Source organism: Candidatus Kryptonium thompsonii (assembly GCF_001535985.1).
GTDB lineage: Bacteria > Bacteroidota > Ignavibacteria > Kryptoniales > Kryptoniaceae > Kryptonium > Kryptonium thompsonii.
On the sequence record NZ_CZVS01000055.1, the window covers coordinates 1 to 23,067 of the forward strand.

General features: G+C 38.0%; 25 protein-coding genes and 1 tRNA gene. 13 read left to right on the top strand and 13 right to left on the bottom strand.

What is annotated here, in order from left to right; genetic code table 11:
• Positions 1-123: 123 nt before the first annotated feature.
• From fliQ to AWW78_RS07940, 10 genes are all read right to left on the bottom strand, one after another.
• Positions 124-393 (bottom strand): flagellar biosynthesis protein FliQ, encoded by a 270-nt coding sequence (fliQ, locus tag AWW78_RS07895; protein WP_047133410.1) that lies wholly within the window; start codon positions 391-393, stop codon positions 124-126.
• 21 nt (positions 394-414) lie between these two features.
• Positions 415-1,176, bottom strand: coding sequence for a flagellar type III secretion system pore protein FliP (fliP, locus tag AWW78_RS07900; protein WP_047133411.1), 762 nt, complete (start codon positions 1,174-1,176; stop codon positions 415-417).
• Entirely contained in the window at positions 1,173-1,523 is a 351-nt protein-coding gene (locus tag AWW78_RS07905) for a FliO/MopB family protein (protein WP_047133412.1), read from the bottom strand. The genes fliP and AWW78_RS07905 overlap by 4 nt, the downstream gene beginning before the upstream one ends.
• Before the next feature lies 1 nt (position 1,524).
• On the bottom strand, positions 1,525-1,893 hold the full coding sequence (gene fliN, locus AWW78_RS07910; RefSeq protein WP_082349104.1) for a flagellar motor switch protein FliN: 369 nt from the start codon (positions 1,891-1,893) through the stop codon (positions 1,525-1,527).
• 2 nt (positions 1,894-1,895) lie between these two features.
• Positions 1,896-2,882 carry a flagellar motor switch protein FliM gene (gene fliM / locus AWW78_RS07915; RefSeq protein ID WP_047133413.1) on the bottom strand — a complete coding sequence of 329 codons (987 nt, stop codon included), beginning with the start codon at positions 2,880-2,882 and terminating at the stop codon, positions 1,896-1,898.
• A 9-nt stretch (positions 2,883-2,891) separates the two neighbouring features.
• Positions 2,892-3,464 (bottom strand): flagellar basal body-associated FliL family protein, encoded by a 573-nt coding sequence (locus AWW78_RS07920; protein ID WP_075426205.1) that lies wholly within the window; start codon positions 3,462-3,464, stop codon positions 2,892-2,894.
• 195 nt (positions 3,465-3,659) lie between these two features.
• Entirely contained in the window at positions 3,660-4,268 is a 609-nt protein-coding gene (locus tag AWW78_RS07925; protein ID WP_075426206.1) for a c-type cytochrome, read from the bottom strand.
• Between the two features lie 26 nt (positions 4,269-4,294).
• Positions 4,295-5,446, bottom strand: coding sequence for a metallophosphoesterase family protein (locus AWW78_RS07930; RefSeq protein ID WP_320409995.1), 1,152 nt, complete (start codon positions 5,444-5,446; stop codon positions 4,295-4,297).
• Positions 5,447-5,473: 27 nt separating this feature from the next.
• Positions 5,474-6,436, bottom strand: a complete 963-nt coding sequence (locus tag AWW78_RS07935) for a cytochrome-c peroxidase (protein WP_141653907.1) — start codon at positions 6,434-6,436, stop codon at positions 5,474-5,476.
• Positions 6,408-6,629 carry a hypothetical protein gene (locus AWW78_RS07940; RefSeq protein ID WP_075426208.1) on the bottom strand — a complete coding sequence of 74 codons (222 nt, stop codon included), beginning with the start codon at positions 6,627-6,629 and terminating at the stop codon, positions 6,408-6,410. Before AWW78_RS07940 ends, AWW78_RS07935 begins: the two co-directional genes overlap by 29 nt.
• 118 nt (positions 6,630-6,747) lie before the next feature.
• Between AWW78_RS07940 and AWW78_RS07945 the strand changes: the two genes are divergently transcribed.
• The 9 genes from AWW78_RS07945 to AWW78_RS07985 all read left to right on the top strand — a co-directional run bounded on the left by AWW78_RS07945 (position 6,748) and on the right by AWW78_RS07985 (position 13,529).
• Positions 6,748-6,820 (top strand) — tRNA-Ala (locus AWW78_RS07945).
• A 72-nt stretch (positions 6,821-6,892) separates the two neighbouring features.
• Complete coding sequence (locus AWW78_RS07950) at positions 6,893-7,402, top strand: RNA polymerase sigma factor (protein ID WP_047133415.1); 510 nt, start codon at positions 6,893-6,895, stop codon at positions 7,400-7,402.
• Positions 7,403-7,404: 2 nt separating this feature from the next.
• The gene (locus tag AWW78_RS07955) at positions 7,405-8,199 is read left to right on the top strand and encodes a zf-HC2 domain-containing protein (protein ID WP_047133416.1); all 795 of its coding nucleotides are present in this window, start codon (positions 7,405-7,407) and stop codon (positions 8,197-8,199) included.
• An 87-nt stretch (positions 8,200-8,286) separates the two neighbouring features.
• On the top strand, positions 8,287-9,738 hold the full coding sequence (locus AWW78_RS07960; protein ID WP_047133417.1) for an RtcB family protein: 1,452 nt from the start codon (positions 8,287-8,289) through the stop codon (positions 9,736-9,738).
• Between the two features lie 115 nt (positions 9,739-9,853).
• Positions 9,854-11,956, top strand: coding sequence for a peptidylprolyl isomerase (locus AWW78_RS07965; RefSeq protein ID WP_047133418.1), 2,103 nt, complete (start codon positions 9,854-9,856; stop codon positions 11,954-11,956).
• Positions 11,957-12,020: 64 nt separating this feature from the next.
• A complete protein-coding gene (locus tag AWW78_RS07970) occupies positions 12,021-12,731 on the top strand; it encodes an outer membrane protein (protein ID WP_047133419.1) in 711 nt (236 codons plus the stop codon).
• Positions 12,732-12,751: 20 nt separating this feature from the next.
• Entirely contained in the window at positions 12,752-12,943 is a 192-nt protein-coding gene (locus tag AWW78_RS07975) for a hypothetical protein (protein WP_047133420.1), read from the top strand.
• 3 nt (positions 12,944-12,946) lie between these two features.
• Entirely contained in the window at positions 12,947-13,207 is a 261-nt protein-coding gene (locus tag AWW78_RS07980) for a hypothetical protein (RefSeq protein WP_047133421.1), read from the top strand.
• Between the two features lie 10 nt (positions 13,208-13,217).
• Positions 13,218-13,529, top strand: coding sequence for an MTH1187 family thiamine-binding protein (locus AWW78_RS07985; protein ID WP_047133422.1), 312 nt, complete (start codon positions 13,218-13,220; stop codon positions 13,527-13,529).
• On the opposite strand, the gene AWW78_RS07990 is transcribed toward AWW78_RS07985, so the two are convergent.
• Entirely contained in the window at positions 13,526-13,771 is a 246-nt protein-coding gene (locus AWW78_RS07990) for a hypothetical protein (RefSeq protein WP_047133423.1), read from the bottom strand. The two genes, AWW78_RS07985 and AWW78_RS07990, sit on opposite strands and share 4 nt — an antisense overlap.
• 62 nt (positions 13,772-13,833) lie before the next feature.
• On the opposite strand from AWW78_RS07990, the gene AWW78_RS07995 reads away from it, so the two are divergent.
• From AWW78_RS07995 to AWW78_RS08010, 4 genes are all read left to right on the top strand, one after another.
• Entirely contained in the window at positions 13,834-14,364 is a 531-nt protein-coding gene (locus AWW78_RS07995; protein WP_047133424.1) for a hypothetical protein, read from the top strand.
• A 4-nt stretch (positions 14,365-14,368) separates the two neighbouring features.
• On the top strand, positions 14,369-16,513 hold the full coding sequence (locus AWW78_RS08000; protein WP_047133425.1) for a TonB-dependent receptor: 2,145 nt from the start codon (positions 14,369-14,371) through the stop codon (positions 16,511-16,513).
• Between the two features lie 62 nt (positions 16,514-16,575).
• Positions 16,576-17,283 carry a ThaI family type II restriction endonuclease gene (locus AWW78_RS08005; protein ID WP_234697933.1) on the top strand — a complete coding sequence of 236 codons (708 nt, stop codon included), beginning with the start codon at positions 16,576-16,578 and terminating at the stop codon, positions 17,281-17,283.
• Position 17,284: 1 nt separating this feature from the next.
• Positions 17,285-18,232: a DNA-methyltransferase gene (locus AWW78_RS08010; RefSeq protein WP_047133460.1), complete on the top strand. Its 948-nt coding sequence runs from the start codon at positions 17,285-17,287 to the stop codon at positions 18,230-18,232.
• A 33-nt stretch (positions 18,233-18,265) separates the two neighbouring features.
• Here the strand turns inward: AWW78_RS08010 and clpB are convergent, their stop codons facing one another.
• Positions 18,266-20,926, bottom strand: coding sequence for an ATP-dependent chaperone ClpB (gene clpB / locus AWW78_RS08015; RefSeq protein WP_047133427.1), 2,661 nt, complete (start codon positions 20,924-20,926; stop codon positions 18,266-18,268).
• Positions 20,927-21,018: 92 nt separating this feature from the next.
• Positions 21,019-22,935 carry a molecular chaperone DnaK gene (gene dnaK, locus AWW78_RS08020; protein WP_047133428.1) on the bottom strand — a complete coding sequence of 639 codons (1,917 nt, stop codon included), beginning with the start codon at positions 22,933-22,935 and terminating at the stop codon, positions 21,019-21,021.
• Positions 22,936-23,067 lie beyond the last annotated feature (132 nt).

Consider the following 23,067-nt stretch of genomic DNA (forward strand, 5'->3'; position numbering starts at 1 on the left):
CAGAATTTTAACTGAAAAGGTACGACGGAATGTCCCAAAATAGGTGAAGCAGAGAGAAAACTTAAAACCCGAACAAAAATCAAGATAAATGCAAAGAATGTCGAAAAATAAAACTCCATCAAATCACTTCGCTATGTTTGGTATCTGGTTAAACAATTCCTTTGTGAAGCTGACGAGAACATCAATTATCCATGGCAAAGCGATAACAGTGACAATTGCTATAACAATAAGCTTTGGAACAAATGTTAATGTCATCTCATTTATTGAAGTTGCCGATTGAAAAATCGAAATTATCAATCCAACGATCGCCGAAGCTATCAGAACAGGAGCAGAAACCAAAAGCGCCGTGAAAAATGTCTCCCTCGCAAGGTGAATTATAAATTGCTCCGTCATCTTAAATTTTCACATAAATTTTTAATGAAAACTTTGAATTAACGATTGAACAACAAGATGCCATCCATCGATCAGGATGAAAAGTAAAATTTTAAATGGCAATGAGATCATCACAGGTGGAAGCATTATCATCCCCATAGACATTAAAACACTTGCAACGATCAAATCAATCATCAAAAATGGAACATAAATAAGAAATCCAATTTGGAACGCAATTTTAAGCTCGCTGATCGCAAAGGCTGGGATGAGCACATAAGTTGGTATTTCATTTCTATTATTTGGTTTGGGGAGTTTTGCAAGTGAAACAAAAAGAGCGAGATCATCTTCACGAACTTGTTTAAACATAAACTCACGAAGTGGTTCTATCGCTTTCTCATACGCTTCGGCTTGCGTAATCTCATTTCTCAAATACGGTTGCAATGCGTCTTTATTAATTTTATCCCAAACAGGGGACATTATAAAAAATGTAAGGAAAAGGGCAAGACCAACAAGCACCTGACTTGGGGGCATCTGCTGGACTCCCAAAGCCTGCTTCAAAAAATGGAAAACGACGATTATCCTCGTAAACGATGTCGTCAAAATGATTATCGCAGGCGCAAGCGAAAGAATCGTCATCAAAAGCAAAATTTGTAAAGTCACAGCAAGATCACCTGAATTCTGCGCCTTTCCAACTTCAACTGTTATCTTTGGAACAGGAAAGGTGATTTTGTCAGTCGAACTTGGTTGCGCATTTCCAATTGAAACTAAAAGAATGAAAATTAAAGGTAACGCAAGTTTCCTCATCTTCTCAAATCACCCCCATACTTTAAATTTAACAACTTCCCATTTTTACCGTCTCCAGAAGAATAAATTTCATCAAGCGCTCTCACAAGCTCAGGCTCACTTATTTCAGTTAGAACACTAAAAGAATTTTCACTTATCCCTAAAACTAAAATTTTGTTTATAACCTTCACAAGGTAAATTGTTTTCCTTGGCTGAATTTGAAACTTCTCATAGATTTTTATATTGGCTCCGAAACCCCGAAAACCCGCATTGGGTAGATAAAATTTTTTCATCAGATATAAAAGCGCAAACATCAAAGAAATTATAAGTGCAAATGACAGAATCAACTTTGCTAAGATGCCAAGCATTTTACCTTTTCACATTTTTTAGTCTTTCCTCAACCGCAATAAGGTTTGTAATTCTAATTCCGAAGTGTTTATCTATTACAACAACTTCTCCCTCTGCAATTTTTTTACCATTGACGATAACATCAACTGGTTCGCTTGCAAGTTTATCAAGCTCAATTATCGAACCACGATCAAGTTCAAGTATATCTTTTATCAACATTGATGTTCGTCCAAGTTCAATTGAAACGGGCAACATTACATCAAATAAAAGCTCAAGCTTGCTATTAATAACCTTTTCGGTTTGCGAATTTTGTTCCGTTGTTAATCCCTCAAAATTTTGAAATTCAGCATTTTTAACTTCCCCTTGCCCTGTTGCTTTTTCCTTTTCCATGCTTAACCCTCCTCGTTGTTTGCAATTCTTACCGCCTTTTTACCGCCGAAAATTCCAGGTTTACCGTAGAGTTTCAACTTACCAGCAATATAGACCTTAACTTCTGAATCGACACCCGTGTTAAGTAAAATTATATCTCCAACTTCAAGGTTTAGCAAATCTGCAAGAGTTACCTCGCTTTGCCCAAGCTCGACACTTACAGGAATTTTTGTTGTTTTAATTTTTTCGGCTATGTATTTCACATATTCTTCCGGTGTATGTTTCTTAACCCCCATAAATCTTTGAAGTGTCATCTTCGTCAGCGTATCTTCGATCACAAACATAGGATAACATATGGTCATTCTATAATTTTTATCAGCGAGCGAGACATTGAACGAAATAACGAGAACAATTTCACTTGATGGCGCAATTTGCACGATGTCGGGGTCACTTTCATACTTTGCAATTTTAAATTTAAATGAATCGATCATACCCCATGCTTTCTCAAGCTCAGAAATTGAGCGTTCAACTATGCCTCTGATCAAATTTTGCTCTATCTGTGTCAAAGCCCTTACAACTTTCTTCTTTCCAATCTCAGGAATTTCAACACCACCACCAAGCAACTTCTCAATCAACACAAACGAAAGCTCAATGCCAAGTTCAAAAATAAACTCTCCTTTGTTTTCACCAGCTGAAAGCGTAAAGATTACACTTGGCTTTTCAACTGAAAGTATATACTCCGAATAAAAAAGTTGATCGACATTTTCAACCTGAATTGAAACTGGGGTTTGAAGTCGACTTGTAAGGTAATAGCCAAGAGATTCAGCAAAATTTTGATGAAGTGTTTGAATTGTTCTTATCTGATTTTTTGAAACACGGCTCGGACGACGAAATTCATATGGGACAACCTCTTTTTCTCCCTGCGTTGATATTATCTCCCCAGGTGATTTCCCAGCGCTAAAACCCGCCAGTAAGCTGTCTATTTCTTGCTGTGATAAAATCTCAGGCATTGCTCTTTATCATTGGATTATAAATTTGCTGAAATAAACATTTCGTACCTTTCCTTGTGTCAAGATATCATCGACTTTTCTCGCTATCTCCCTTCTTAAATCTTTACGCTTGGAAACATCGCTTAATTCTTCGAGCGTCTTATTCGAAAGAATATTTATCAAGATATCATTCACTATAATTTCCTTGCTTTGAATCTCCGCAAATGCCTTTTCATTTGTCACTTCTATCCCAACGCTTGTTAATAAATATCTCATTCCCCCAGTTCCAGCTGGATTTACAATTAAATCTTTAACGACGAATAAAAACTCAGGATGCAAACCAACAAATTCAGATTCGCTAATTTTATATTCATCGGCTGTTTTTTCTGCTGGCATCTGCGATTTCATTGGCTGTTTTTGTGAGCTATCCGAGACAGCCGTTTTTGAATTCAAATCAAGAACAAGAAGATAAGCAATTATAATCTGCAAAATGATAATCGGGATTGAAACAAGAAAAATTGTTTTTTTAGCACCTTTATGTTTCGTCTCAACTTGATCTTGTGGCACTGCTGCTTGCGGTTGAGCTAAAGATTTATCTGGCATTTTTATACTCGTTTTTGTTTAAACCTTCTCAAAAAATAAAAACAAAGGGTATGCCATTTAATTTTTTTACAAAATCAAGGAATTTTTGCAGAATGGATTAGGTAAAAGGATGGCTAATATTGGGCATTTGAATGAGATTATTAAACAAAAAAGCCCCAGCAATAAGCTGGGGCTTAAAAGCACTGTCAAATAAAATTATCTCTTTCCTGGGTTGAGAGTTTTAGCATGAGGCCTTGGATCCTGATTAGCACGAGCCCAGATTATATACGCTTCTATTGCTTTCATCCGTGGGTCATCTTCTTTGAGAGGTTTGCCTTCCATTGGATTTTCAATGCACCAGTTGATCATATCGCGAAGCAAAGCGATCTTCTTCAATTGAATTTGGAACTTTGGATATGTCTCTGGATGGGTATCTGTTGCATCAGGATGACACATATCGCATGAAATCCCATTCGTCCCAAGCGATGGGTCATGAAACCATTTGTATCCTTCTTCAATCATTGCCTTCAATTCTCGTTCCCAAATCAAAGAATCCCTCCTTGTGAATTTCGTTGACTGATATTTCTTCTGCTGTTGATATGTTGCCAAAAGCATATTCGCGACCTCTTGCGCTTTCTCCCTTGTCATAACTTCATCCTTTGAAACATCATTTAAAACAACTTGCGTTTCCCCATCACATGCTGTTATAACTTTTTTCTCGGATTTCTTATCACCTTTGCCCTCAATGGCACTCAAATCATTCTTGCCACTTAAAAATATACTAACGAGGAAGACAGAGATAAGTAAAACAATTTTTTTCTTCATAGAAATTCCTCCTTAGAAGTTTATTTTTAAAACGATGGATCAACTGGAACTGGTGGAACTTCTTCTTTTCCACCTGATTCAAGATATCTTGCCGTAACTTTCATAGGTTCCCTGCTCCAGAGATTATAAATTTTATTCGCTTTTCCATTTGCTAAAACCTCAACTGTTCCATCACCTGTGCCATCAAATTGATCGAATGGGTCAGCCCTGTTCATCTTGATCGTCAATTTCGGAAGTCCAGTCGGTGCGTAAGGCCATGGCCAAGCAGTTGAAAGCATACCGTAGAAGTTTATGTTCCCGATTCTGTTAAACACAGGTTGATGCGTATGCCCGTGGATCACAGTAACATTCTTAAATGGCCTCAAAAGCGCTTGAACTTCTTCCGCGTCATCAGTCCAGAAATTCCATGGCTTGTAATACTTGTAAAGCGGAGAATGAGAGAACACAACTATTGGGGTATCCTTTGAAACCTTCGCAAGGTCTTGCTTAAGCCACTCGAATTGTTTTTTACCAACATCTCCATAACCTCTTCCAACTGTGAAGGGTCTTCCCTTCGGATTATCAAGCTGAGCCATAAATTTCATTCTTTCCATCGGGGTCATCTTTGTCTCCGTCCAGTAATCATCCACAAGGACGGAATTCAAAACGATGAAGTGCACCCCCTTATGATCAAACGAATAATACGGTTTACCAAATAGTTCAATCCACTTCTCACCGAGATCAAGATACCAATCGTGCTCTCCAACCATCATATAGAGTTTTGGTTTAAGCTCGCTTAAAATCTCTTTACCAAGCTTTAACTCCTCAGGCTGCCCAAGTTGAGCAAGGTCACCGCCGAACAAAACAAAATCAGGCTGTGGATCAAGCGCATTCACATCTTGAACTGCCTTCAAAGCAGCGCGGACAAATCTTTCATTAAGCTTTCGTTCGTAAAGATGGGTATCCGAAATGTAGGCAAATCTGAACTTGACTTCGGTCCCACCACCTTGCTTTGCTTCAACTGCTTCAACAAGCTGGAATGAATGCGGCGGGAATTGATTCTTTGCAAGCGCGACCGCTGCAGAAGCCATCGCAACTTTAATAAACTGCCTTCGGTTTAATTTCGGAAGAGCCTTGAAAAATTCATCTCGCTCTTTCAAGTATTGCTCTTCTTTCCTTTCACTTGGCATTTTAGGCATGATTTTGCACCTCCTTTGTTTATTTGTTCATTTATTTTCGGGGAAATCTTTTGGAAATTCACCTGTTAATGCCTTCAAAAATTCAACAAGATCCTGCTTCTCCTGATCTGTTAAATTAAGAGGTCTCATCTCACCCGATAGATTTGGATTCGCATTCCCACCCCTATTGTAAAATTCAATAACATCCATAAGCGTTGCCTCACTCCCATCGTGCATATAAGGGGCGGTAAGTTCAACATTTCTCAATGTTGGAGTTTTAAACGCACCGATATCCTTGGGATTAAATGTTACGAGAAATCTCCCAAGTTCAGAAAATGCTGGGTCAAGCGCAAGCTCATCAAGTTTTCTCTTATCAAGTCGTCCTTGCTTCGCAAGTTGTTCGGCTTTCTTCGCAAGTTCCGCAAATCCCTCCTTGTTCATCGCAACACCGATGTTGTGATATTTATTATCCGTGAAGAATGGATTTGAACGATTGAACTCATGACATGTTATACATCTGGCTTTGCCTTGAAACAATTGCCACCCTCTCTTCGCAGACTCACTAATGGCATTCTCATCACCAGCGATAAACCTGTCAAATGGCGAATTTCCCGTCAATAATGTCCTCTCAAAAGCAGCGATGGCTTGGGCAACTCTATCAATGGTGATCTCGCCACCGAAAACTTTTTTAAATGCCTCAACATATTCAGGGATTCCTTTCAATTTTTTAACAACCGCATCATGATCTGGCATGCCCATTTCAATCGGATTGATTATCGGCTGTTTTGCCTGTTCTTCAAGTGTTGGAGCTCTTCCATCCCAAAACTGTTGTTCAAAAAACATTGCATTTAAAACAGTTGGAGCATTTCTCGCGCCCTTCTTTCCACCTACCCCCTCACTTACCTTTTTATTTTCTGCAAATGCAAATTTCGGGTCATGGCAAGTAGCACAGGCAACAGTATTATCAACGGAAAGGCGTTTATCAAAAATAAAGTTTCCTTCCAAGTTCAACCTTTTCAGGGGTTATTGGGTTATCTGGCGGAATGAATATCTCCCATAAATCCCTTGGGATACCGAGTGGGATTTTTACTTCATAACTTGCTTTTGAAGATGAGTTTGCTTGCTTTTCGCTGACAAATGTAAAGGACAATAAAAAGACGATGAATAGTAAAACAAACCAGTAAAATTTTTCCAATCTCCGCATGGTCGTTTGTTTCTTTATTTTTTCGACTTTCACTTATTAAGACAAGCGAAAGTGCCAATTTATTCCACTGATAATTTGTTTTTCCGTCTTATGTTCAATATATTTATATCAAACCTAGGGGGCCGTAGCTCAGATGGGAGAGCGCCAGAATCGCACTCTGGAGGTCACGGGTTCGAATCCCGTCGGCTCCACATCTCTATTTGAAATTCCTGTTTCACTTTTTTATATTTACCTTACCTTATGAAAACTTCTGGCAATCAGCAATGTTTGAAAAAATCAAAAAAGAGATCATCAATTCAATTGATTCCTTGCTGAGGTATGCACTTGCAATGACTGGAAACGAAGAGGATGCGAAAGATTTAGTTCAGGAAACCTGCTATAAAGCATTGAAGAATATGGATTCACTTGACGAAAATTCAAATGTGAAGGCTTGGCTTTTTACAATTATGCGAAACCTATGGTTGAACCAACGAAAAAGAAACTTAATTTCGCCCATTCACCTTGATGAAACAATTGAAAATGTAAGCGATGAATGGAATATAAATCCAGAGGAATTGTTAATTAATAATGAAATGCGTCAATTGCTGATGAAAGCATTGAACGATTTGCCAGATGCGTATAAGGAAATTCTTATTTTGAGGTATTTTGAGGATTTTTCATATAGTGAAATTTCAAAAATTCTTGATTGTCCACTTGGAACAGTTATGTCGAGATTAAACAGAGCAAGGGAAAAACTGAAAGAAGCGTTTTTAAAAATTTACGAAAAGAAATAGCGATGATAGATCACAAAACAATTAAAGTCTGGATAAACCTTTACCTTGACGGTGAACTTGCCGGAGATGAGCTTGAACAATTTAAACAACATATAAAAGAATGCGCTGAATGCGCAAAAATTTTAAAGCAACAGCGTGACTTCGTTGATTCAATAAGAATTTTAAAAGAAGAAATAAACATCGATTTTAACGATTTCAAAACCGAACTTGTAAAGCAAATTGAGAAATTTAAGCCGAAAAAAAGCAAAACTTTTATACGGTCTTTTTCTCTTGTCATGGTTGCAATCTTTTTTATCGGTGTCTTATTAACTATTTACTTTTACTCACAGCGTACTGATTTGGCAGCTATAGCGGTCGAAAATCACATAAGACAGATTAACGGCCAACTTCCCCTTGAAATACAGACATCTTCTGAGGCAGAGATTTCAAACTGGTTTGATAAAAAGTTAAAATTCAACTTTCGCCTTCCGCGTTATCCAGATCCCTCAAACCAACCCTATCGCATAAAAGGAGCGCGACTTGTGGCGCTGAACAACGATTATGCTGCGCTTGTGTCATACGAGATGGACGGTCGGCCTATGACATTACTTGTTGCACCATCTAAAAGTGCAAGCCCGCACGGAAAAAGGAAGGTTAACTTCAAAGATATTAACTTTTATTTGGATACCAGAGATGGATTTAATATTCTTTCATGGACGGATAAAGGTTTAACATACGCCCTTGTTTTTGATTTTGAAAATTTTGATTGGAAAAAGCCGTGCATCGTCTGTCATAGTTCGGGGACAAAAGAAATGTAAAAGTTTCGACCTTACTCCCCATTTGGAATCACTTCAAAATTTTTAGTAAATTATTAACACAAGAAAAACAAACCTTCAAAAACGGCAATGCCTGCACCAAAGGAAATAAAAAGAATTTCAGAAGTTATTTGGGAAATACCTGAAACATATAAGAAAGGCATGCGTGTACCCGCGCGGATTTACGCCACTAAACAACTTCTTGATGCAATGGATGAAGGTGTCTTTGAACAAGTGACAAATGTTGCCTGTTTGCCCGGGATTCAAAAATACGCTCTATGCATGCCAGACGGACACTGGGGTTATGGTTTTCCAATTGGAGGTGTAGCTGCGTTTGATTTTGACGGTGGTGTCATATCGCCCGGAGGTATAGGTTTTGACATAAACTGCGGAATGCGACTTGTAAAAACGAACTTAACGCTTGAAGAAGTGAAACCAAAGCTTAAAGAACTTGTTGACCTTCTATTTCAAACTGTCCCAACTGGAGTCGGAGCAACTGGATTTGTTAAACTGTCAAATTCACAATTTGATGAAGTAATGGTAAAAGGTGCTCGCTGGTGCGTTGAACATGGGTATGGTTGGAAGGAAGATCTCGAAAGAATTGAGGAACACGGTGCTATAAAAGGAGCCGATCCATCCAAGGTAAGCAAAAAAGCAAGGGAACGTGGAATAGATCAACTTGGGACACTTGGTTCGGGAAATCACTACCTTGAAATACAGGTTGTTGATAGAATCTTTGATCACAATGTTGCAAATAGCTTTGGAATTGAACAAGAAGGTCAAATCGTCGTTATGATTCACTGCGGGTCAAGAGGTTTCGGGCATCAGATAGCAACAGATTATTTAAAAGTTTTTCTTGACGCCATGAAAAAATATGGCATCCCACTTCTTGACAAAGAACTTGCCTGCGCACCGATTGACTCACCCGAAGGTAGAGATTACTACTCCGCTATGCTTTGTGCAGCTAATATGGCGTTTGCAAATCGTCAAGTCATTCTTCACAGAGTTAGGGAAGCATTCGAAAAAGTTTTCAAAAAATCTGCAGAAGAACTTGAAATGCACTTAGTTTATGATGTTGCACACAACATCGCAAAAGCTGAAGAATATGAAGTTGATGGAAAAATTAAAAAGCTTCTCGTTCACAGAAAAGGTTCAACCCGTTCATTTGGACCCGGACATCCGGAGCTTGCAGAAATTTACAAAGATACAGGTCAACCTGTAATAATTGGTGGCTCAATGGAAACAGGTTCGTATCTTCTCGTTGGAACCAAAAGAGCAATGGAAGAAACATTTGGCTCAACCTGCCACGGCAGTGGAAGAACAATGAGCAGGCATAAGGCAAAAAAGGAGATAAATTATAATCAGCTTATCAAACAAATGGAAGAGCGAGGTATATATGTAAGGGCTGCTTCAAAATCTGGCCTAGTTGAGGAGGCAGGAGCAGCGTACAAAAACATATCGGATGTAATTGAAGCAGTTGATAGAGCGGGCATTTCAAGAAAAGTTGCCGCTTTAAGGCCAATCGGCAACATAAAAGGTTAAATGAATTCTCACCTGAGGAAGATACATCCATCCTGTCTTTTGATTTTTAACCCTTTTGCTTTAAATTTACAAAAAATCAAAAACAATTTGAGGTAAAAGACGCACCATGCCCATAATGGCTAAGATGAGAGATAATTTACCAGCAATTCTTTTATCACTTGTAATTCTTTTCCTTTTAACAATTGTCCTTGATTGGGGAATGGATATAACCGGCAGACACCGCAGCAATGGCTTCGCACGCGAACCAATTGGGATAGTTAACGGGGAAGAGATAACTTATCAAGAATTCAATCAAGCCCTTGAATTTGAAATTGAAAATTTCAAGCAAAGAACTGGAAATGATCCCGACGATTTTATGCTCGAACAGCTTAGAAATCAAGTATGGGAACAACTTGTCACAAGAAAACTTATCGAACAAGAGATAAAAAAACTTAATTTAACAGTAACAGATGAAGAAATAACCGATTGGGTTTTGAATTCACCTGAAACATTACCTGAACCAGTTAAGAGAAATTTTGTGGATTCAACAGGGAAAATAGACAGAGTTCTCCTTGAAAGGGCTTTGAAATCAACAACCCCACAAGCGAGGCAATTTTGGATAGAGGTTGAAAAATTTTTGAAGGCGCAAAAATTAACGGAAAAACTTCAAAGCCGTCTCCTTGCAAGTGTTCTTGTGAGTGAAGGGGAAATAAGAGAAAGGTTCGAGAAGCAAAATACAAGATATGAAATTAAATATGTCTCACTTGATCCAAATAGATTTTCCAAAGAGATAAGCGAACCAACAGATGACGAGATAAAAGAATATTACAGGAATCATCAAGATGAATTCAGGATCCAAGAAACGAGACGCTTGAAATATGTACTTTTCTCTGATATGCCATCCGCGGAAGATACTGCATCCGTTTTGAGGGAGCTAGAAAACTTTAAACAACAAGCGATGCAAGGGGCTGACTTTGTTGAGCTTGTAAAGAATTACTCAGAAGCACCTTTCTCAGATGTATTTTTTAAGCATGGTGAACTTTTACCCGAAATTGAAAATGAAATATGGGATAAAAAAGTTGGTGAAATTGTTGGGCCGTTGAAAGCAAGCGATGGAATTCACCTTATAAAAATTCTTGATGAACGCAAAGGTTCTGATACATTTGTAAGAGCAAGCCATATTCTCGTCCCCATTGGTCGAGACACAGCCGAATCATACAATCTTGCTAAAGATATTCTCAACCTTGCGAAAAAGGGTGAGGATTTTGCAAAGCTTGCTGCGACTTTCTCCGTTGATCAAGTTACAGCCAGTAAAGGTGGAGATCTCGGTTGGTTCGGAAAGGGAAGAATGGTAAAAGAATTTGAAGAAGCGTGCTTTAAAGCAAAACCTGGAGAAATAGTTGGTCCCGTCAGAACTCAATATGGTCTGCACATCATCAAAGTTATCGCCAAAGACAACAGAGAATTAAAAATTGCTGACATTAAATTAGGTGTGAGAGCAAGCTCCGAAACAATAGAATCGCAGAGAAAGCGAGCGGAAGACTTCAGCCACACTGTAAGTGGGAAAAAATTTGTCCAGGAAGCTTCAGCGCTTGGTCTTGACATCAAAACAACACCACCGTTTACCAAAGATTCACCTATCCCTGGAATTGGGTTTAACAAGACAATCTCTGATTGGGCATTTTCAAATAAATTGGGAAGTGTAAGCCCTGTGTTCAAGATCAGAGGTGGGTTCGCGGTCTTTACAATAAGCGAAATCAAAGAAGCTGGTATAAGACCACTTGAAGAAGTAAGAGAAGCGATCAAGGTTAGAGTAAGGCGCGAAAAACTTAAAGACAAGGCATATAATTATCTTGAAAGCCTCAGAACTAAACTCAACAAAAACGAAGGTCTTGAATCTATAACAAAGCTTGATTCAACGCTTGAAGTAAAAACTGCATCAGGTTTCACGCTTTCTGGTGGAATTCCTGGGATTGGCACGGATGAAAATGTCCTTGGCAAACTCATTGATATGAAACCAAATGAAATTTCGCAAACTATAAAAGGCAATTCATTTGTTTATCTCATTCAACTTGTAAATAAAACACCTTTTGACTCTTCCGCTTATAAATCCCAACACGAAACCTTAAAACAACAAATTTACAACGAAAAGAAAAACACACTATTTTTCAGCTGGATCGATAATTTGAAAAAGAACGCTAAAATAGTTGACAACCGATCCTTGTATTTCGAGCAATAATTTCTATATTGCCCAGCTTTGATAAAGGCTGGGCTGATTTCGCACAATAATCTATAACTAAGCTATGTTTCCAAAACTTGCAAAAAGTTTAATTTTGTTGTTCCTACCACTTTTGAGCTTTTCATTCGCCCAGCCTAGCAAGTCAATTTCTTTAAATTTTAACTACATTCTTTCCGCCTTCGTTTATCCAGATGTGATCTCAAGAGATAGAGGCTTGCGCGATTTTTCAACCGAAGTCAATGGATGGTTCGGCTTCTCGGCTGAACTAAGACATAAAATAACCGAAGGTTACTTAGCGGGGCTATCACTTGAAGTCGTAAATAAAAAAGTTGGCGATTTCTTAACACGAAGAATTTCCAATCAACTCATAAAAATTCCAATTGAAGATAAATACACAATTTACATCGCCGAACTAAATTTATTTTTTCTCGCTCCATTTAGCTCTGAGAAATGGAGCGTTTACATCGGTGGCGGGGTCGGTGCTTATAAAGGAAATTTTACCAAATCCATCGTTAACACAAGAAGTGAGGTTCAAAATTCGCCGATTAATCTTGGTATCCAAGTGATGTCGGGAGTTGGATATAACTTGCTTAAAAATTTGGGGCTCAAGGCAGAATTAAAATTTCGCGATCCAATTGTTGAGGTTGAAAGCAAATTTAAAGACAGCTCGATAAGCTACGATGGCTACATCATCCAAATTGATCCGTCACCTTTTAGAACGAGAATTAATTTTGATACAATGACCTTTGTTCTTGGAATAGCTTACTCATTTTAAAAATTAACAAAACTTACAAAATGACTACATACGCAGAGCAAAAAAAGATGATCGAAGAACTTCAGCGAATTTCATATCGATTAAAGGGAAAGGACAAATACGATTTTGAAATGTTTCTTAAAAGACACAAAGACGACGAAGACCTTGATTCTCTATCAATGAGACGGCTTCGTGAAATTTACGAGAAATATGTCATAAAGAAAGAGAAATAAAAAATGATAGGTTTAATCGGAATCGCAATTATTATTTTGATCGTGATATTTGCCATCTTCTACGGGTATGGTTTAATTTTGAAACAGGAGAGATCGCAAAATCCATATTCAGCACAATTAAAATGCACTCTTTGCGGTAGAACATTTGATAAAGGAAAACTTGTTGAGAGAGCTATTGGGATTGAAAAAATTTACTACTTTTGCGGTGAATGTATTCAAAGCCTACACGAAGATTACCTGAACCTAAATTCAAAACAAAATTGAGCAACCATCTATGTTACTTTGCGAATTTAGCATGACCCCAATTGGACAAGGTGAAAGCGTGAGCAAATATGTTGCAAGATGTGTAGATATAGTTGACAAAAGTGGGCTTGAATATAAGTTAACACCAATGGGAACCATAATTGAAGGGGAATGGGATGATGTGTTTAATACGATTAAAAAATGTTTTGAAGCGTTGAAAGACGAATGTAACAGAATATCTATTACAATCAAGGTTGATTATAGAAAAGGTAGAGTTGGAGCGCTTGAGAGCAAAGTTAAAAGCGTTGAAGAAAAACTTGGGCGAAGTGTGAAAAAGGGTTAACTCTTTTCGTTTTTAAACTTCTTTAAAATCGCAAGCGGTATAATTATAACATATGCGATAAACAAAAGAATCGGCGCAAGCGTAACAGCGGTGAAACTATCAACTCCACCTATTGCCATAAGATAAAAACCGATAAAAATTAAAACAACGCCAAAAATAAGGAGGAAAAAATTTACTGCTGAAAAAGGAATTTCATGCTTAGGAAAAATAACTTTGGACTTTTTCTCTTTTGGCTTTGCCATCTGCGTAAAGTTTTATTTTTTTAACTTTCAAAAGATAAAAAAATAAACCAAGTTTTGCAAATATGCGCAAGATATTTTTAATTGCTCCTTTTCTTCTCTTTCTTCTCTCGTGTGACCATGGACTAAAACCAACGGAAGCAGGCACCCTGATCTATGAAGAGCCTGGGTTTGGTGGAACGGTTTATTTCAAAGGCACATGGCCAGATACAGTTTATGATCTAAGAGTTGTAGCTTTTAGAAATTATCCACCAAGTGATATAATAAACGAAGTTTTAGGGGGAAAAGCAAAATTTAGCCAATCATTGCCAAAAAAAGTAGACTCAACAAAATACGAAGTTCTTGCAGACACTGGAAAATGGGAATACATTGCAGTTGCACTTCAATATGGCCCAAACATATTTTCAGATTGGAAAGCAATTGGAGTTTACGATACAACGGAATATGACACGATTCCAACCCCAATTTACATTCCATATGGTAAATTCATAAGAGGAATTAACATCACATGCGACTTTGACAATCCCCCACCCCAACCGTTTAAATTTGCTGAAATAATTGGCTTCCTAATTGCAAAACAAAATTTAAAAGATTGAAACAATGCGAATTTTCATTCTCTTACTTTTAATAATTTCACAGCTCTTCTCTCAACAGCAAAAACCGGGAACTTTATCCGGTGTGGTGCTTGACTCAGAAACCAAGCAACCAATCTTCGGAGTTAATGTGCTACTTGAAAACACATTTCTTGTCTCAGCAACAAACCCGGATGGAAAATTTATAATCAAAAATATCAAACCCGGGAAATACACACTTAAATTTTCAGCGATAGGCTATGAAACAAAAAGGATTGAGATTGAAATCTTGCCTGCTCAAGAAACTAACATAACAGTTGAGTTAAAACCAACCGCTTACACGACTGAACCAGTTGTTATAACAGCGACAAGAAGGGAGCAGACACTAAGCGAAATCCCGATAAGCACGCACGTAGTTGAATCTGAACTCATTTCAAATAGAAACAATCTTCAAATCGATGATATACTTCGCTATGTTCCAGGCGTTAATATGATTCAATATCAAGTTAACATTCGTGGTTCAAGTGGATACAGTCGAGGTACGGGAACAAGAGTTTTGCTTCTCTTCGATGGGATGCCATTTTTAACTGGCGATGCAGGAGAAATAATATGGGAAGCCATACCAGTTTGGCAAATTGATAGAGTTGAGATTGTAAAGGGCGCTGGTTCAGCTCTTTACGGCTCAAATGCTATAGGCGGAGTGATAAATGTAATTACAAAAGAAACCAGCCCAAGACAAAATTTACGCTTTAGAACTTACTTCGGAATGTATGATAAACCATATTATCAAGAATGGCGATGGAGCCAAAGAAATAGATTTTACTATGGCGGTTTTGCTTCACTGAATTTATCAACTCAAAATTTAAGTTCGCTAATCCATATTCAAAGAGGCATTGATGAAGGATACAAGCAAAATCAGAACTATCACAGATGGAATCTTTTTTCAAAATTTAAGTACACCTTTTCCCCGTACTCAACTTTAAACCTTATTTTCACCTATCTTCGACAAAAAAACGAAACATTTTTCTATTGGAAAAATCTGAGAAATGCCTTGCGACCAAGAGATGAAGATGTTGGAGCGATGGTAAATTCAGAAAGATTTGTCACCTTCGCACAATACAAAAAAATCATGACCCCGAAATTCTTTTACACTTTTCGCCTTGGCTTTTTCAGAAACAAATGGAATGATAATGGAACTCCACAAAATCGAAGCACCGCTGGACTTACAAACTCCGAAGTTCAACTCAACTATCAACCAGACGAAAGAAACTATCTTATAGCTGGAATTGAATTGACTTACAACACCGTCAAATCTTCGCTCTTCGGAAGGCGAAATTCACACTCAATTGCGTTATATCTTCAGGACGATATCAAACTTTTACCGGAGCTTTCCATTTCACTTGGATTAAGAAATGATTTATATAAACTTGATTCTCTGAAGTACACAGGGCAGATAAACCCAAAATTCAGTGCAATTTACAAACTCACCCAAACTTTAAATTTTAGAACATCACTCGGGACGGGTTTCAGAGCCCCGGCAATAAGCGAAGCCTTCACAAGCACAACTGCCGCAGGTGTAACTGTTAAACCAAATCCATCTTTAAAACCAGAGCGAGCTATATCGTTTGAGGTTGGCTCAAGGTTTATATCACCAATCATACTGATTGATTTATCGCTATTTTGGAATCACTATTGGAACTTGATTGAACCAGTATTTGATACAGACGGAAAAATTATATTTAAAAATGTTACAGAAGCAAGAATACAAGGAGCAGAAGTTGGAATTAACTTTTATCCTGTAAACTTTATAAGTTTTTCGCTTGGTTATACTTATCTTTTCCCGTGGGATTTAAGTGAAAATGCAATCTTGAAATACAGGCCGAAACACATTTTTTACGCCAACACAAATGCAAGTTATAAGTTCCTATTTGCAGGAATTGACTTTAGATTTATCAGCAAATATGAAAGAATTGATGAACTTTTAAAACTCATCGTCTCCGACGCTGAGGCAAGAGTGCCCATTTATGTTGTCGATGCAAGGCTTGGGATTGATATGAAAAGATTCAAAATTTATCTAAACGGAAATAATCTTTTGCAGTATAACTATGTTGAAATCGTTGGGAATTTGGCACCGATAAGGAATTTCAATTTGTCGGTTGAATATGAGATTTGATGGAAAAACTTGGGAAAAATGAAAATAATAGGGTATAATATGTCAAGAATGCTGATTTGGAAGTGATTGCAGTTTTGTTTAGAGTTGATAAGACAAGTTATACTTTATCTCGCCAACAAAAAGATAGAGAAATAAAAATGCCCAGTCGCTTGATAGAGATATTTGAAGATACAAGGCTTGTTGAGAAGATAAAAAATCGTTTACCTTACCTTTTCCAACTCGCAGAATTAGAAAGCTCGAGGGCGGGTAAAACAGGGATGGAGGTTGGCTCAGTTCGAGAAAGAATAATTGTAGCATTGCTCATTTATAAATTTGGTGAAGCAAATGTCGAGACAAACATTCCTATAACTGAACCTGAGGTAGATGTAAAATTATTTGGCGAGCCAATATCAATTAAAACAATTACTGGTAAAAGTTTCGGAGGAGTTAAACTTATATGGACAGTCGATGCTCAAAAAGCAAAGGAATTTCGCGAAAATTATTATCCTTCTTGCGATATTTTGCTTATCCAAATTAACTGGAATGATGTTGGAGGATTTTATTATATTCCATTAGAAACTCAAATCAACCTTTTTGACAGAATTGGCAGAGAAAACTATATTAAACTTCCAAAACCTGGAACAAATCCAAGAGGTGTTGAAATCTCTAAAGAGGCATTATCAAGTTTAGTTAATGATAATATGACAAGAAAAATTGAAATAAATTGGCAAAAAACAAAAGTAAACTTTAATCCTTACAAAAGATGGGTTGATCTTTGGATGGAGGATTAAAATGAGCAACAATCGGAAAAAAATCGGAACAAAAACGAGTTCATTCGGCTCACCAGGTAGAATTGCCCATGATTCTACCCCGTTCTACGCAAGCAAATTATATGAAGGATTACCCAAAGAAGAAGCTGTAGAATATACAGAAAACCCAGTTCCGTCTCACATCTTGGATAAGATCCTTTGTAAGTCAAGCGAAAGGATGGAAGAGTTACCTGATAACAGCATTCACCTAATGGTTACTTCACCGCCCTATAATGTAGGGAAAGAATATGATGAGAACCTTACTTTGGATGAGTATAGAGCATTTTTGAAAAGGGTATGGAGTGAAGTTAAAAGAGTTCTTGTTCCAGGAGGAAGGGCATGCATTAATATTGCCAATCTTGGAAGAAAACCATACATTCCGCTTCACGCTTTTATCATTGAAGACATGCTTGATTTAGGTTTCTTGATGAGAGGCGAAATCATCTGGAACAAGGGATCAAGTAGCAGCCCTTCAACAGCATGGGGCACTTGGCTTTCCGCTAAAAATCCAACGCTAAGAGATGTGCACGAATACATTTTAGTCTTTTCAAAAGGTACTTTCTCAAGAGAAAATTTGGGAAGAAAAAGCACTATTTCCAGAGATGAATTTCTCGAATTTACCAAAAGCGTTTGGACATTTCCTGCGGAACCAGCTACAAAAGTTGGGCATCCCGCACCGTTTCCTGTAGAATTACCGTATAGATTGATTCAGCTTTATACCTTTGAAGGGGAAATTGTTTTAGATCCTTTTATGGGCAGTGGACAAACAGGGATTGCGGCTATAAAAACCAAACGGCATTACATAGGGTATGAGATAAATGAAGAGTATGTGAAGTTGGCAGAAAAAAGAATCAGGGAGTTTGTTTCTGAATCTGGCATTTTAAAGTTATTTGAATTCGAAGAAGAGAAGAAAAGAAAAAAGAAAAAATAAAAAATGACAGGGGATTTTCTCCCCTGTCATCATTTAGACAACTTCAACTTCTGCTTTTTTAGTAAAGACTGGCTTACCGTAAAAATCAACATCTACTATAATAGTATCACCACTCATAAATTCCCCAGCAAGGATTTTTTCAGCAAGTGTGTCAAGTATGTGTTTCTGTATAACCCTTCTCAAAGGTCTTGCACCAAATGTCGGATCATAACCAATTTCAGCGAGCCATACCTTAGCTTTGTCAGTGAGCTCAATCTTCATATTATTTTTCTCAAGACGCTTATTAACTTGTTTTATTTGCAAGTCAACTATTTTAAGTATATCTTCTTTCGTCAGTGGCTTAAAGAAGATTATCTCATCAATCCTGTTCAAGAATTCAGGCCTTATCGTTTGTCTCAAAAGTTGCATTAATTCGTTTCTTATTTCTTCCATAACTTTGTCTTTATCTTCGTAGTTCATTCTTGATATTTTCTCTTGGATTATGTGCGAGCCAATGTTGGATGTCATGATGATAATCGTGTTTTTAAAATTAACAACATGTCCTTTGCTATCCGTCAAGCGCCCATCTTCAAGAACTTGAAGCAGGATGTTAAAAACTTCTGGGTGCGCCTTTTCAATTTCATCAAGCAAAACGACCGAATAAGGTTTCCTTCTTACAGCTTCTGTTAACTGCCCACCCTCTTCATATCCAACATAACCAGGCGGTGCCCCAATCAATCGTGAAACTGAAAATTTTTCCATATATTCAGACATATCAATTCTCACCATAGCGTTCTCATCGTTAAAAAGCAATTCTGCAAGCGCTCTTGCAAGTTCTGTCTTCCCAACGCCTGTGCTACCAATGAAAAGAAACGAACCAATAGGTCTCCTTTCATCTTGAAGCCCTGCCCTTGCTCTGCGAATTGCATTACTAACAGCCTTAACAGCTTCTTCCTGATCCACGATTCTTTCGTGTAATCTCTCCTCCATATTTAAAAGTTTAACCCTTTCACTTTCAAGCATCTTTTGAACTGGGATTCCTGTCCATCTTGAAACAATTTCGGCTATATCTTCAGCGTCAACCTCTTCCTTTAGCATTCTCAAATCTTTTTGAACTTCGGCTAACTTTTGTGTTGTCTCTTTTAGCTTCATCTCGAGCGAATGGATTACGCCATATCTAATCTCAGCAACCTTTGCGTAATCCCCTTCCCTTTCAGCTTTTTCTGATTCAATTTTTGCTTTTTCTATTTGTTCCTTTATTTCATGGATTGACTTTATAAGTTCTTTTTCAGTTTGCCAGTGTGCCCTCAATCGATCTCTTTCCTCACGCAAAGAAGCGATCTCACGTTCTATATCTTCAAGTTTTTTCTCAGTCGCCTTCCTATCAATATCCGTTGCGTAGTTTGATGTTAATTCACGCTTAACAGCTTCTCGCTCAATCTCAAGTTGTTTTATCTTTCTTTCAATTTCATCAAGTTCCTCGGGCATTGAATCAATTTCAATTCTCAATTTTGATGCTGCCTCATCAATTAAATCAATGGCTTTATCGGGAAGATATCTATCGCTAATATACCTATGGCTCAATTGTGCAGCAGCTACTATCGCAGCATCTGTAATCCTTACACCATGATGAATTTCATATTTTTCTTTCAACCCACGCAGAATTGAAATTGTATCTTCAACAGATGGTTCCTCGACAAGGATCGGTTGAAATCTTCTTTCGAGAGCTGGATCTTTCTCGATGTGTTTTCTATATTCATCAATCGTTGTCGCACCAATTGCATGAAGTTCTCCTCGAGCAAGCGCTGGTTTCAACATATTTGCTGCATCAACTGCGCCTTCAGCTGCACCTGCTCCTACAATTGTATGCAATTCATCGATGAACAAAATTATCTCACCGTTGGATTCTTGAACCTCACGCAAAACAGCTTTCAATCTATCTTCAAATTCACCTCGATACTTCGTTCCTGCTATCAAAGCACCTATATCAAGCGCAAAAATTCTCTTATTCTTTAATGACTCAGGGACATCACCTTGAACAATTCTATGTGCGATGCCTTCAACAATGGCAGTTTTACCAACGCCTGGTTCACCGATTAAAACTGGGTTATTTTTCGTCCTTCTTGAAAGAACCTGCATCACACGACGAATTTCTTCATCCCTACCGATGACAGGGTCAAGTTTACCCAAGCGAGCAAGCTCGGTTAAATCCCTACCGTACTTCTGCAACGCTTGATACTTGTCCTCTGGATTTTGATCGGTCACCCTTTGTGAACCTCGAATCTCTCGCATTACCTTCAAAATGGCATCTTTGGTTATCCCTTGATCAGCAAGAATACGACCAGCATCATTATTTTTATTTTCCGCAAGTGCAATTAGTAAATGTTCAACACTTATATACTCATCCCTCAGTTGATTTGCCTCTTTCAAAGCATCGTCAAAAATTTTCATCAAACTTTGTGAAATGTACTGATTCCCAAGCCCAGCTCCTTGCACTTGGGGAAATCTGGCAATTGATTGATTTAATCTATTTTTAATGTAAGCAACATTCCCACCGATTTTCTTTATGATCGAATTTACAAGACCAGTTTCATCATCAATTAATGCAAGAAGCAAATGTTCAGGTTCAATAACTTGATGACTTTTTTCAGCAGCAATTTGCATTGCTTTTTGAATGGCGTCTTGGGATTTTATGGTAAATTTATTCCAATTCATGTTTCGATCACCTCCATTATTTTATTTTTGATAAAAAAGGCGAGGTTTAAAACCTCGCCTTTTGAAAAAGGTTCTTTTAAATTCTCAAATCTTTAATTCTTCTCTTTTTTATCCTTGTCATCAACTACTTCATAATCCGCATCTTTAATATCTTTCTTCGTCTCTGAGCTCTGCGAAGTACCGCTCGTGTAGCTGGTTCCAGCAGATGCATGTTGATAGAGATAGTTTGAAGCCTCATTCCAAGCGCGAGTTAAGTCATCAATCCCAGCTCGTATATCAGCAATCGGTGCACCAGTTTTGATCATATCTTCAAGTTTATTTGCCTTCATCTCAACTTTGCTTCTCAAATCAGATGGAAGTTTATCTCCAATTTCGTTAAGTTGCTTGCGAGTTGTGTAAACAAGATTATCAGCTTGATTTCTCAGTTCAGCTTCCTCGCGTTTCCTTCTATCCTCCTCCGCATGTTCTTGAGCTTCGCGTTTCATCCTCTCAATTTCTTCTCTGCTCAATCCACTCGAAGCCGTTATTCTTATACTCTGCTCCCTACCCGTTGCTTTATCCCTAGCCGTCACATGCAAAATTCCATTGGCATCGATATCAAATGTAACCTCAATTTGTGGAACTCCTCTCGGCGCTGGCGGTATACCATCAAGTATAAACCTTCCAAGTGTTCTATTATCTTTTGCCATCGGTCTCTCACCTTGCAATACATGTATCTCAACAGATGTCTGATTGTCCGCTGCTGTTGTGAATATTTCAGTTTTTCTTGTTGGGATTGTGGTATTCGCTGGAATTAAAACAGTCATGATACCACCAAGCGTCTCAACTCCAAGCGAAAGCGGAGTTACATCAAGCAAGAGAATATCTTTCTCCTCACCAGCGAGAACTGCCGCTTGGATCGCTGCACCTATTGCAACTGCTTCGTCTGGGTTAACACTCTTGTTCGGTTCCTTTTTAAAGAAATCACGAACTATTTGCTGGACTTTCGGAACTCTCGTTGAGCCACCAACGAGAATTACCTCATCGATATCATCAACTGTTAACTTCGCTCTTCTCAACGCTTCCTCACATGGTGGGATAAGCTTTTGCAACAAATCATCTATCAACGCTTCAAACTTCGCTCTCGTCAATGTCATCTGAAGATGTTTCGGTCCAGTGCTCGTCGCAGTAATAAATGGAAGATTAATCTCGGTCTCAAGTCTGCTTGAAAGTTCAATTTTCGCTCTCTCCGCTGCTTCTTTCAATCTTTGTAAAGCAATCGGATCCTTACGCAAATCTACACCCTCCTGCTTTAAAAATTCCTCAGCAATCCAATCAATAATCCTCTGATCAAAATCATCACCACCAAGATGTGTATCTCCACTCGTTCCCTTAACCTCAAAAACACCCTCACCTATTTCGAGAATCGAAATATCAAATGTTCCACCACCAAGGTCAAACACAGCGATTTTCATCTGCTTACCTTTCTTATCAAGTCCAAATGCAAGCGACGCAGCGGTAGGCTCATTGATAATTCTTCTAACATTTAATCCTGCGATTTCTCCAGCTTCTTTGGTTGCCTGTCTCTGAGCGTCATTGAAATAAGCTGGAACAGTTATAACTGCATCTGTAATTTTCTCACCAAGATATGCCTCAGCATCCTGTTTTAACTTTTGCAAAATCATAGCGGAAATCTCTGGCGGTGAATAAATTCTATCTCCAATCTGAACTCTTGCGGTATTGTTTGGTCCACGCACAACTTTATAAGGCACCCTCTTCGCCTCTTCGATCACTTCATCATAAAATCGTCCCATGAACCTTTTTATCGAATAAATTGTATTCTCTGGATTTGTGATCGCCTGCCTTTTCGCAGGATGCCCTACAAGTCTCTCACCAGTCTTTGTAAACGCAACAACTGATGGCAAAGTCCTCGGACCTTCTGAAGTTGGTATCACAACAATATCATTTCCCATCTTTACAGCAACTACAGAATTTGTAGTTCCAAGATCAATTCCAACAATTTTTCCCATGGTTTCTCACCTAGATATTTTGTTTTCGTAAAACTTAAAATTTTTCTGTAAATTTACTTATGCAAAGTCTATGCCAAGAAAAATAATTGAAAATCAAAGCCCTTTAAAATTCATTTTTACTTTCATCTGCTA

Excerpts from the sequence above, each read along its gene's own strand:
- fliQ (WP_047133410.1), bottom strand. The coding sequence starts at position 393 with ATGACGGAGCAATTTATAATTCACCTTGCGAGGGAGACATTTTTCACG.
- fliP (WP_047133411.1), bottom strand. The coding sequence starts at position 1,176 with ATGAGGAAACTTGCGTTACCTTTAATTTTCATTCTTTTAGTTTCAATT.
- AWW78_RS07905 (WP_047133412.1), bottom strand. The coding sequence starts at position 1,523 with ATGCTTGGCATCTTAGCAAAGTTGATTCTGTCATTTGCACTTATAATT.
- fliN (WP_082349104.1), bottom strand. The coding sequence starts at position 1,893 with ATGGAAAAGGAAAAAGCAACAGGGCAAGGGGAAGTTAAAAATGCTGAA.
- fliM (WP_047133413.1), bottom strand. The coding sequence starts at position 2,882 with ATGCCTGAGATTTTATCACAGCAAGAAATAGACAGCTTACTGGCGGGT.
- AWW78_RS07920 (WP_075426205.1), bottom strand. The coding sequence starts at position 3,464 with ATGCCAGATAAATCTTTAGCTCAACCGCAAGCAGCAGTGCCACAAGAT.
- AWW78_RS07925 (WP_075426206.1), bottom strand. The coding sequence starts at position 4,268 with ATGAAGAAAAAAATTGTTTTACTTATCTCTGTCTTCCTCGTTAGTATA.
- AWW78_RS07930 (WP_320409995.1), bottom strand. The coding sequence starts at position 5,446 with ATGCCTAAAATGCCAAGTGAAAGGAAAGAAGAGCAATACTTGAAAGAG.
- AWW78_RS07940 (WP_075426208.1), bottom strand. The coding sequence starts at position 6,629 with ATGCGGAGATTGGAAAAATTTTACTGGTTTGTTTTACTATTCATCGTC.
- AWW78_RS07950 (WP_047133415.1), top strand. The coding sequence starts at position 6,893 with ATGTTTGAAAAAATCAAAAAAGAGATCATCAATTCAATTGATTCCTTG.
- AWW78_RS07955 (WP_047133416.1), top strand. The coding sequence starts at position 7,405 with ATGATAGATCACAAAACAATTAAAGTCTGGATAAACCTTTACCTTGAC.
- AWW78_RS07960 (WP_047133417.1), top strand. The coding sequence starts at position 8,287 with ATGCCTGCACCAAAGGAAATAAAAAGAATTTCAGAAGTTATTTGGGAA.
- AWW78_RS07965 (WP_047133418.1), top strand. The coding sequence starts at position 9,854 with ATGGCTAAGATGAGAGATAATTTACCAGCAATTCTTTTATCACTTGTA.
- AWW78_RS07970 (WP_047133419.1), top strand. The coding sequence starts at position 12,021 with ATGTTTCCAAAACTTGCAAAAAGTTTAATTTTGTTGTTCCTACCACTT.
- AWW78_RS07975 (WP_047133420.1), top strand. The coding sequence starts at position 12,752 with ATGACTACATACGCAGAGCAAAAAAAGATGATCGAAGAACTTCAGCGA.
- AWW78_RS07980 (WP_047133421.1), top strand. The coding sequence starts at position 12,947 with ATGATAGGTTTAATCGGAATCGCAATTATTATTTTGATCGTGATATTT.
- AWW78_RS07985 (WP_047133422.1), top strand. The coding sequence starts at position 13,218 with ATGTTACTTTGCGAATTTAGCATGACCCCAATTGGACAAGGTGAAAGC.
- AWW78_RS07990 (WP_047133423.1), bottom strand. The coding sequence starts at position 13,771 with ATGGCAAAGCCAAAAGAGAAAAAGTCCAAAGTTATTTTTCCTAAGCAT.
- AWW78_RS07995 (WP_047133424.1), top strand. The coding sequence starts at position 13,834 with ATGCGCAAGATATTTTTAATTGCTCCTTTTCTTCTCTTTCTTCTCTCG.
- AWW78_RS08000 (WP_047133425.1), top strand. The coding sequence starts at position 14,369 with ATGCGAATTTTCATTCTCTTACTTTTAATAATTTCACAGCTCTTCTCT.
- AWW78_RS08010 (WP_047133460.1), top strand. The coding sequence starts at position 17,285 with ATGAGCAACAATCGGAAAAAAATCGGAACAAAAACGAGTTCATTCGGC.
- clpB (WP_047133427.1), bottom strand. The coding sequence starts at position 20,926 with ATGAATTGGAATAAATTTACCATAAAATCCCAAGACGCCATTCAAAAA.
- dnaK (WP_047133428.1), bottom strand. The coding sequence starts at position 22,935 with ATGGGAAAAATTGTTGGAATTGATCTTGGAACTACAAATTCTGTAGTT.